This window comes from Amycolatopsis ultiminotia (genome assembly GCF_039536925.1).
In the GTDB taxonomy this organism is placed as follows: domain Bacteria; phylum Actinomycetota; class Actinomycetes; order Mycobacteriales; family Pseudonocardiaceae; genus Amycolatopsis; species Amycolatopsis ultiminotia.
The window spans coordinates 161,022-171,141 of sequence record NZ_BAAAZN010000021.1; the positions used below are offsets into that span (position 1 = coordinate 161,022).

At 67.7% G+C, this 10,120-nt stretch carries 8 protein-coding genes and 1 tRNA gene; 8 read left to right on the top strand and 1 reads right to left on the bottom strand.

Annotated elements, in window-relative coordinates:
• The first annotated feature begins 491 nt into the window (after positions 1–491).
• The 5 genes from ABD793_RS35515 (at position 492) to ABD793_RS35535 (ending at position 6,072) form a co-directional block, all read left to right on the top strand.
• On the top strand, positions 492–2,111 hold the full coding sequence (locus tag ABD793_RS35515) for a peptide ABC transporter substrate-binding protein (RefSeq protein ID WP_344867755.1): 1,620 nt from the start codon (positions 492–494) through the stop codon (positions 2,109–2,111).
• Positions 2,112–2,201: 90 nt separating this feature from the next.
• Positions 2,202–3,128, top strand: a complete 927-nt coding sequence (locus ABD793_RS35520; protein WP_344867756.1) for an ABC transporter permease — start codon at positions 2,202–2,204, stop codon at positions 3,126–3,128.
• Positions 3,121–4,074: an ABC transporter permease gene (locus ABD793_RS35525; protein ID WP_344867757.1), complete on the top strand. Its 954-nt coding sequence runs from the start codon at positions 3,121–3,123 to the stop codon at positions 4,072–4,074. Before ABD793_RS35520 ends, ABD793_RS35525 begins: the two co-directional genes overlap by 8 nt.
• 5 nt (positions 4,075–4,079) lie before the next feature.
• The gene (locus ABD793_RS35530; protein ID WP_344867758.1) at positions 4,080–5,081 is read left to right on the top strand and encodes an ABC transporter ATP-binding protein; all 1,002 of its coding nucleotides are present in this window, start codon (positions 4,080–4,082) and stop codon (positions 5,079–5,081) included.
• Entirely contained in the window at positions 5,074–6,072 is a 999-nt protein-coding gene (locus tag ABD793_RS35535) for an ABC transporter ATP-binding protein (protein WP_344867759.1), read from the top strand. Before ABD793_RS35530 ends, ABD793_RS35535 begins: the two co-directional genes overlap by 8 nt.
• Positions 6,073–6,115: 43 nt before the next feature.
• Here ABD793_RS35535 and ABD793_RS35540 read toward each other — a convergent pair whose 3' ends face one another.
• Positions 6,116–7,609, bottom strand: a complete 1,494-nt coding sequence (locus ABD793_RS35540; protein ID WP_344867760.1) for a S10 family peptidase — start codon at positions 7,607–7,609, stop codon at positions 6,116–6,118.
• Positions 7,610–7,662: 53 nt separating this feature from the next.
• Here ABD793_RS35540 and ABD793_RS35545 point away from each other — a divergent pair, with 53 nt between their 5' ends.
• The 3 genes from ABD793_RS35545 to ABD793_RS35555 all read left to right on the top strand — a co-directional run bounded on the left by ABD793_RS35545 (position 7,663) and on the right by ABD793_RS35555 (position 9,922).
• Positions 7,663–8,349, top strand: a complete 687-nt coding sequence (locus tag ABD793_RS35545) for a uracil-DNA glycosylase (RefSeq protein ID WP_344867761.1) — start codon at positions 7,663–7,665, stop codon at positions 8,347–8,349.
• Between the two features lie 84 nt (positions 8,350–8,433).
• Positions 8,434–9,762, top strand: coding sequence for an NAD(P)/FAD-dependent oxidoreductase (locus ABD793_RS35550; RefSeq protein WP_344867762.1), 1,329 nt, complete (start codon positions 8,434–8,436; stop codon positions 9,760–9,762).
• An 86-nt stretch (positions 9,763–9,848) separates the two neighbouring features.
• Positions 9,849–9,922: transfer RNA gene (locus ABD793_RS35555), tRNA-Leu, on the top strand.
• Positions 9,923–10,120: the final 198 nt, after the last annotated feature.

Genomic DNA, 10,120 nt, shown 5'->3' on the forward strand with positions numbered 1-10,120 from the left:
TGCGTTGAGCTTCGACCCGGCTGGGTCGGGCCAGGTCGCGTCGGGCTGCGACCGGCTGCGTTGAGCTTCGACCCGGCTGGGTCGGGCCAGGTCGCGTCGGGCTGCGACCGGCCGCGCTGAGCTTCGACCCGGCTGGGTCGGGCCAGGCCGCGCCGAGCCCCGACCCGGTCGCGCCGAGCGGCGACCGACTGCGCCGGGCCGAACGCTCCGCGTACAAGAGCGCCGGGCCGCGCAGGGCCAGGTCGCGTCGAGTCCCCACCCGATCGCGTCGAGTGGCGACCGGCCGCAGTGGATCGCAATCGGAAAGTCACCATCGCTCGCCGGTCGAGGCGGGCTCTGGGTGTGACGCACCGTGATCACCGTCGTAAGTAGTCTGCCAACCGGGTGACGGACCGTGTTGTCATGCATTTGCAACCCGTGAACCGGGCTCCGAACGACCGTTCGCCGATAACGTCCGTCTCACTTTTCGGACGTCGACAATCGGAGGGGACATGCGGGGTTCAACCAGGCTCCGGGCAGCAGCCGCGGTGGTGACAACCTTGTCACTCGTACTCACTGCCTGTGGTGGCGGTTCCGGGAGCGGTTCGTCGGGCGAGGCCGACCCGAACGGGACGTTCACCGTCTACGGCACCGAGCCCCAGAACACGCTGATCCCCACGAACACCAACGAACTGGGCGGCAGCAAGGCGGTCGACCCGATGTTCGCCGAGCTGATCGGCTTCAAGGGCGACAACGCCGAACCGTACAACCAGGTGGCCGACTCGATCACCACGAGCGACTCCAAGGTCTACGACATCAAGCTCAAGCACGGCTGGAAGTTCCACGACGGCACCGAGGTCAAGGCGAAGAACTTCGTCGACGCCTGGAACTACGGCGCCTACTCGCCCAACGGCCAGATCAACAGCACGTTCTTCGAGAACATCCAGGGCTACTCCGACGTGCACCCGGACGACGAGAACGCCAAGCCGGCCACGGACAAGATGTCCGGTCTGGTGGTGAAGAACGACTACGAGTTCCAGGTCACGCTCACCGCGCCGTTCTCCGTCTTCGGCACCAAGATCGGCTACACCGCCTTCGCGCCGCTGCCGGATGCGTTCTTCAAGGACCCGAAGGCCTTCGCGCAGCATCCGATCGGCAACGGCCCGATGAAGTTCGTCAGCCGCACGCCGAACGCGGACATCAAACTGACCCGCTTCGACGGCTACCAGGGCCAGGACAAGGTCAAGTTCAAGGACCTGGACATCAAGATCTACGCCAGCCAGGAGACCGCCTACCAGGACCTGCTGAGCAACAAGCTGGACTTCATCGAGACGCTGCCGCCCTCGGCGCTGGCGGGCAACAAGTACAAGGCCGATCTGAAGGACAACCTGGTCACCGGCCACCTGCTCGGGATCAGCACGATCGCCATTCCGTACTACGTGCCCGGCTACGACAACCTCGACCTGCGCAAGGCGATCTCGCTCGCGATCGACCGCCAGCAGATCACCAAGACCGTCATGAACGACACCTACGTGCCTGCCGACGGCTACGTTTCGCAGGGCATCCCCGGCTACCGGCCGGGGGTGTGCCAGTTCTGCAAGTTCGATCCGGCGCAGGCGAAGATGTTCTTCCAGAAGTCCGGCTTCAAGGGCAAGCTCACCATCGCCTCGAACGCCGACGGTGGCCGCAAGGAGCCGCTGGTGGCCGCATGCAACAGCATCAACAAGACCCTCGGTGTGGAATGCGATTTCGTGCCCGCCACCGACTTCGGCCAGTGGCGCAGCATCGTGACCGGGCACAAGCTCACCGGTATGGGCCGTTCCGACTGGTCGGCCGACTACCCCTCGATCGAGAACTTCCTCAACCCGCTCTACCGGACCGGGGCGTCCTCGAACGACGCGGTGTATTCCAACCCCGCAGTCGACGCGAAGCTGAAGGAAGCCGACGGGACCGCGGACAAGGACGCCGCGGTGAAGCTCTACCAGCAGGCCGAGGACCTGGTCGCGCAGGACCTGCCCTCGATCCCGGTGTGGGACGAGAAGGGCGTTGCCGCGAAGTCCAAGCACGCCAAGACCGCGGGGCTGGACTTCCGCCGCCGCGCCGACCTCTCGTCGGTCGAGGTCACGAAGTGACGCGCTGACCATCCGCTCCCACCACGCGGTTCGCGGGCGTCCGGGCTGCCGGGCGCCCGCGAACCCGGCGCGCATTCCTAGGAACCATGCATGATTCGCTACGTCCTGCGCCGCCTGCTCCAGCTGATCCCGGTGTTCTTCGGCACCACGTTCCTGATCTACACGCTGGTGTGGGCCGTGCCCGGGGATCCGTTCTCCGGCAAATGCGGTCAGCAGGCCTGCCCACAGGCCTACATCGACCTGATGACCGAGAAGTTCCACCTGAACGACAACCTGATCGTGCAGTACTTCAAGTACCTCGGCAGCCTGTTCACCGGCGACTGGGGCGAGACCTTCAACGGCAGTTCGGTCGGCGAGCTGATCGCCAACTCCTATCCGATCACCCTGCGGCTCGCGCTCATCGCGGTGCTCATCGAGGCGGTGATCGGGCTGACCGCCGGCGTGCTGACCGGCTTGCGCGGCAAGGGTTTCCTGGACAACCTGGTGCTGGTCTCCACCACCTTCCTGATCTCGCTGCCGGTGTTCGTGACCGCGATCGTGCTGCAGATCGTGCTGGGCACCGAGTTCGGCATCATCGACGCGAGCGTGTCCGACGATCCCTCCTTCGGTGAGCTGATCGTGCCGGGTATTGCGCTCGGCAGCCTGTCCATGGCCTACATCGCGCGGTTGACCAGAACGTCGATCGCGGAGAACCGGCACTCGGACTACATCCGCACCGCGATCGCCAAAGGCCAGCCGAACAGCCGGGTGATCGGCATCCACCTGCTGCGCAACTCGGTGATCCCGGTGCTCACCTTCCTCGGCACCGATCTCGGCGCACTGATGGGCGGCGCGATCGTGACCGAGGGTGTGTTCAACATCAACGGTCTCGGCGGGCTCATCTTCCGCGGCATCCAGAACCGGGAGAGCGCAACCGTCGTCGGGGTCGTGGTGCTGCTGGTGCTGGTGTACCTGCTGATGAGCCTGATCGTTGACCTGCTCTACGCCGTTCTCGACCCGAGGATCCGTTATGACTGACCCCAATCTCGTCGGTGGCGGGGGAGTCGACGCGGCGGAACTGTCGCGTGTGGACGATTCCGCGACCGGCCCCAAGAAGCCCCGAAGCCTGTGGAGTGACGCTTGGCGCCAGCTGCGCCGCAAGCCTGCGTTCGTGATCTCCGCGGTGATCATCCTGCTCGTGGTGCTGATCGCGATCGCGCCGGGCCTGTTCGCACACGGTGATCCGGCCGCCGCCGATCTCACGCACGCGAACGAAGGACCGTCCTCGCACGCCTGGTTCGGCTACGACAACCTCGGCTACGACGTCTACACCCGCACCATTTACGGGGCACGGGCCTCGTTGCTGGTCGGGGTTTTCGCGACCGTCCTGACCGTCCTGTTCGGATCGTTCATGGGCATCGTCGCGGGCTACTACGGCCGCCTCGTCGACAGCCTGTTCTCCCGTTTCGGCGACATCTTCGCCGGCCTGCCGTTCGTGCTCGGCGCAATCGTCATCCTCACCACGTTCAACGCGCCGGGCACGACCCCCGGGCAGGTCACCATCGTCGTACAGGTGGTGCTCTCCATCGCGGTGCTGTCCTGGCCGGTGGCGATGCGCATCATGCGCTCGGCGACGCTGGTGGCCAAGCAGCTGGACTACGTGAAGGCGGCGCGTGCGCTCGGCGCAGGCACCCCGCGGATCGTGCTCCGGCACCTGCTGCCGAACACCGTTGCTCCGGTGCTGGTGTACGCCACGATCGCGCTCGGCGCGAACATCGGCGCCGAAGCGACGCTGGCCTACCTCGGCATCGGCATGCGGCCGCCGGTGGTTTCGTGGGGCGTGATGATCAGCGATTCCCGCGACTACTTCCGGGCGATCCCGCACATGCTCCTGTTCCCCGGCGCGTTCGTCACCATCACCGTGCTCGCTTTCGTGATGCTCGGCGACGGTATCCGCGACGCGCTCGATCCGAAGTCGAGGTAGCGCCCATGTCCACAGTGGATGACGAGCTGCTGCTCGAGGTCGACGACCTGCACGTGGAGTTCCGCACCTCGGACGGGGTGGCCAACGTGCTCAACGGCGTCGGCTATTCGGTGCACGCCGGGGAAACGCTGGCCGTGCTCGGCGAATCCGGTTCCGGCAAGAGCGTGACCGCGCAGACGATCATGGGCATCCTGGACACCCCGCCGGGGGTGGTCACCGGCGGGGCGATCCGCTACCGCGGTGAGGATCTGCTCACCGCCAGTCCGGTGCGGCGGCGCGAACTGCGTGGTTCGGAGATCGCGATGATCTTCCAGGACGCGCTTTCCGCGCTGAACCCGGTGTTCACCGTCGGGTTCCAGATCGAGGAACAGCTGCGTGTCCGGCAGGGACTGTCCAGGAAGGACGCCCGCGCCCGCGCGATCGAACTGCTGGAACTGGTGCGCATCCCGGCCGCCGCACGGCGGGTGAAGGACTACCCGCACCAGTTCTCCGGAGGGATGCGCCAGCGCGCGATGATTGCGATGTCCCTCGCGCTGGACCCGGACCTGCTGATCGCCGACGAGCCGACGACCGCGCTGGACGTCACGGTGCAGGCGCAGATCATGGACCTGCTTGCGGAGATCCAGCGGGAACGCCGGATGGGGCTGATCCTGATCACCCACGACCTCGGTGTGGTCGCCGAGGTCGCGGACCGGATCGCGGTGATGTACGCGGGGCGGATCGTGGAACAGGCCGACGTGCGTGAGCTGTTCAGCTCACCCGGGCACCCCTACACCGCGGCGCTGATGGACTCGTTGCCCCGGCTGGACCTCAAAGGACAGACGCTGGAGACGATCAAGGGGCTGCCGCCGAGCCTGCTGGACATCCCGCCGGGCTGCCCGTTCCACCCGCGGTGCAAGCGTGCCGAACAGAGCTGCCGCGAGGAGCGGCCGTCCTTGCACCGGCTCGGTTTCGGCCGGGTCAGTGCGTGTCACTTCGCCGAAGAGGTGGTGGAGAGCCGTGGTTGAGCCGATCCTCAGCGTGCGGGAGCTGGTCAAACACTTCCCGGTGCGCCAGGGCGTGTTGTTCAAGCGCACGATCGGGCAGGTGAAAGCCGTCGACGGCGTTTCGTTCGACCTGATGCCGGGCGAAACCCTCGGCGTGGTGGGCGAATCCGGCTGTGGCAAGTCGACACTCGCGCAGGTTTTGATGCGCCTGGAAGAGCCGACCAGCGGTGCGGCGACGTTCGAGGACCGGGATCTGTTCAAGCTGCGCGGCGCGGAACTGCGGCGGATGCGGCGGGAGATCCAGATCGTGCTGCAGGACCCGTACACGTCGCTGAACCCGCGGATGACCGTCGGTGACATCGTCGGCGAACCGTTCGAGATCCACTCCGACGTGGCGCCGAAGGGTTCACGTGTGACGAAGGTGCAGGAGCTGCTCGAGGTGGTCGGGCTGAACCCCGAGCACGCCAACCGGTACCCGCACCAGTTCTCCGGCGGGCAGCGGCAGCGCATCGGCATCGCGCGGGCGCTGGCGTTGCGGCCCAAGGTGATCATCTGCGACGAGCCGGTGTCCGCATTGGACGTCTCGATCCAGGCGCAGGTGATGAACCTGCTCGGCGAGCTGCAGGGCGAGTTCGGACTGTCCTATGTGTTCATTGCGCACGACCTCGGTGTGGTGCGGCACCTGTCGAACCGGGTCGCGGTGATGTACCTGGGCAAGATCGTCGAGATCGGCACCGAGGACGAGATCTACGAACGTCCGTCGCACCCCTACACCCAGGCACTGCTGTCCGCGGTGCCGGTGGCCGATCCGGCAGTGCGCGGGCAGCGGCAGGTCATCCGGCTCGAGGGTGACGTGCCGAGTCCGCTGGACCCGCCGTCCGGCTGTCGCTTCCGTACCCGCTGCTGGAAGGCGGCCGACATCTGCGCGACCGAAACGCCCGCGCTGGAGCCGCGCACCGACGGGCACCTGTCCGCCTGTCACTTCGCGGAGGTCCGCTCCGTGGTGCCGTGAGCCGGTGGTGCCGCCTCGGCCGAGACCGAGGCGGCACCACCGGTCAGCGGTTCGAGGCCGAGGTGATGAACTTGCCGAGGTCCTTCGACTGCTGCAGGCGGCTCGGCTCGTGGACGTACATCATGTGGCCCGCCGGGTAGTAGGCCGTTTCGATGTTGTCCCGCAGTTCCTCGGGAATCTCCAGCTGGGCGAGCACGTGCTCGGACGCGTAGTACGCGGTTGCGCCGTCGTAATGCCCGAAGGCCACGTGCACACGCAGGTACGGGTTCGCCCGCATCGCCTCGCTCAGCGTGCTCACCACGGACACCGAACGCCCCTCGAACTCCTTGTAGGACCAGGCTTTGAACACCTCACCGGAGAGGATCTCGTAGGGCAGGTCGTTGTGGTAGCCGAGTTCGGCGCGCACGTAGTGGTTGAACCCGGCCGAGTAGGCACCGATGATGCGGGACACCGATGGATCGTCGCTCATGTGCTCGCGGCCGCCGTCGACCTCCCAGGTGGTGAAACGGCCGTCCATCCGGCCGACCGTCAGGCCACGGTCACGCAGTAGTTCGGTGAAGAACCGGACGTGCTCGATCCGCAGGTTCACGCGGTCCACGTAGGACTCGGTGAGCCCGGTCAGCGACGCCAGCGTGGCCACTGCCTCGGCGCGGTCCTCAGTGGACAGCCGGGCACCGCGGGACAGCGCCCACGGCAGATCCTTCGCGGCGAAGTCCTCGGCGTCGGCGAGCACGTCGTCGAGCGGGCGTTCGCCGTGCAGGCCGTGGTAGTGCGCAATCGCCGCGTAGGTGGGCACGTACAGCGAGTACGGCAGGTCGTTGCCCTCGTGGAAGCGCAGCGTGCCCATGTCCAGCACGGACGAGATGAGCAGCAGCCCGTTGAGGTAGAGCCCGTACCGCTCCTGCAGGTGCCCGGCGAGCGCGGCCGCGCGCAGCGTCCCGTACGACTCGCCGGCGAGGAACTTCGGCGACAGCCAGCGCTCGTTGCGTGAGACCCACAGCCGGATGACCTCCGCGACCGACTCGACGTCGCCTTGGAACCCGCTGTACTCCTGGGATTCGCCGCCCTCGGTCACCCGGGAGTAGCCGGTGCTGACCGGATCGATGAACACCAGGTCGCTGTGCACGAGGAGGCTGTCGGGGTTGTCCTCGAGCCCGTACGGCGGCGGCACGAGCTCGTCGACGTCTCCGGAGAGCACCCGCCGCGGTCCGAGCAGGCCCAGGTGCAGCCAGATGCTGGACGAGCCGGGGCCGCCGTTGAACGCGAAGGTGACCGGCCGGGTGCCGGGTTCGGCGTCGTCGAGGGTGTACGCGGTGAGGAAGACCTCGGCCTTGGCCCGGTGGCCCTCGGCCTTGCCGTCCTTCTTGATCTCCTGGCGGAGCACGATCCGCCCGGTCTGCGCGGTATAGGCGAGCTTGCGCCGCTTGACGGTGAGCGTGTGCTGCGTCGTCACGAGGTCGTCGACCGGCTCCGGTGCCTTGGTCTCCTCGTCGCTGGTCTTCTCGGCGGTCTCGGCCGCGGCGGTGGTGTCGGACATGGTGCCCAACCTATCCCGGCTACCGTGTGCCGGACACCAGCCGAAGGAGGCCGATGCGCACGCTCGCCGAGCTGGACGCCGCGGTGATCGGGTGCCGCGCGTGTCCCCGGCTGGTGGAGTGGCGCGAGCGGGTCGCGGTGACCAAACGCGCCGCGTTCGCCGATGACGAGTACTGGGCGAAGCCGGTGCCCGGGTTCGGCGCGCAGGACGCCGCGCTGGCCGTGGTCGGGCTCGCCCCTTCGGCGCACGGCGCCAACCGCACCGGGCGGATGTTCACCGGCGACCCGTCGGGCGATTTCCTGTTCCGCGTGCTGCACGAGGTCGGGCTGGCGACACAGCCGGAGTCGCGCGGCCGCGGCGACGGTCTGATCCTGCGCGGCACCCGGCTCGTCTCACCGGTCCGCTGTGCGCCGCCGGACAACCGCCCGACCCCCGCCGAACGCGACACCTGCCGGCATTGGCTCGCCGACGAGCTGGCCCTGCTGCGCCCGACGCTGCGGGCGGTGGTCGTGCTCGGTGCGTTCGGCTGGCAGGCGCTGCTGCCGGTGCTCGCCGCGGCGGGCCTGCCGGTGCCGTCGCCGCGTCCGGTGTTCGGGCACGGAACCCAGGTGCAGCTCGCCGACCTGCGGCTTTTCAGCTGCTACCACGTCTCACCACGCAATGTCCAGACCGGCCGGGTGACGCACTCGATGGTGGTGGATGTGCTGACCGCCGCCGCCTCGTGGGCCCGCCTCGTCTGAATCGTTACCGCCTGGGTGGCGACGCTGGTCACAGCCGGGTGGGGTACCCGAGCGATACCGCTTCGGAAGTGCGACCATGAAGGCATGGCTGCTGCGAAGTCGGAACCGACTCGGATCCTCGTCCTCGGTGGTGGATACGTCGGCCTGTACACGGCGTACGGGCTTCAGAAGATGCTGCGTGCCAACGAGGCCTCCGTGACCGTCGTTGACCCGCAGCCGCACATGACCTATGCCCCGTTCCTGCCTGAGGCAGCGGCCGGCGCGATCGAGCCGCGGCACGTGGTCGTGCCGTTGCGCCGCGTGCTGAAGCGCTGCCACGTGCTCACCGCGCGCGTCACCAAGATCGAGAACGAGCGCAAGGCCGTCACGGTCGAGGCGGCCGACGGCCACATCGAGACGCTGAACTACGACGTGCTCGTGGTCGCGCTCGGCGCCGTCGCGCGGATCCTGCCGATCCCCGGCCTCGCCGAGGAGGGCATCGCCTTCAAGACCATCGGCGAGGCCATCTACCTGCGCAACCACATCATGACCAAGCTCGACGAGGCGTCCAGCACGCTCGACCCCGAGCTGCGCAAGCGATTGCTCACCTTCACCGTCGTCGGTGGCGGTTTCGCCGGGATCGAGGCGCTGGCCGAACTCGAGGACATGACCCGGTTCGCGGTGGAGAACTACTACCCGAACATCGAGCCCGCGGACGTCCGCTGGGTGCTGGTCGAGGCGGCCGGGCGGATCCTGCCCGAGGTGCGCGAGACGCTCGGCGTGTACACCGTCCAGCAGCTGGAGAAGCGCCGGATCGAGGTGTACCTCTCGACCGCCGCGAAGTCGTTCGAGAACGGCCACGTGGTGTTGTCCGACGGTACCGAGTTCGACACCGACACGATCATCTGGACCGCGGGCGTGAAGGCCAACCCGGTGCTCGCCGGCTCGGACCTGCCGGTCGACAAGCGCGGCAGGCTCGAGGCCACCGCGGCGATGCAGGTCGTCGGCCACCCGGACGTGTGGACCGCGGGTGACAACGCCGCGGTGCCGGACCTCTCGCGCACCGAGGCCGACCCCACGGCCACCTGCCCGCCGAACGCCCAGCACGCGGTCCGCCAGGCGACGCTGCTGGCGAAGAACATCATCAAGGTGATCCGCGGCGGTCAGCCGAAGGACTACTACCACAAGAACCTCGGCGCGGTCGCCAGCCTCGGCCTGCACAAGGGCGTTGCCGACGCGCTGAACCTGAAGATCAAGGGCTTCCCCGCCTGGCTGTTCCACCGCGCCTATCACCTCAAGGCGATGCCGACCTGGAACCGCAAGATCCGCATCCTGTTCGACTGGATGCTGGGCGGCCTGTTCCGCCGCGAGGTCATCTCGCTGGGCCAGATCAACAACCCGAAGGAAGAGTTCGCCCGCGTCTCCAAGGGCTGAACCACAGCGCCGCACCGGAAGCCGGACCGTGCCCACCGCGGCGGTCCGGCTTCCGGCATTTTCGGCGGCCGCTAAAGTTGGCCACGGCCCCCGTAGCCCAACCGGCAGAGGCAGTCGACTTAAACTCGATCAAGTGCGGGTTCGAACCCCGCCGGGGGCACGTGCAGCATCTGCCGTGACTGGTGACGCGCCGCCGCGTCATGCCGGACTCGCTGCGCCGGGGTGGGCGGAACGACGGTGGTCACCGTTTCTTGAGCCGCCGCCGATTGACCGTCAGTACCTCGTCTGACAGGTCCGGGGCGGCGTCCGCGATCGCCCGGGAGAGGATCAGCGCGCCGACCATTTGGCTGAACAGTGC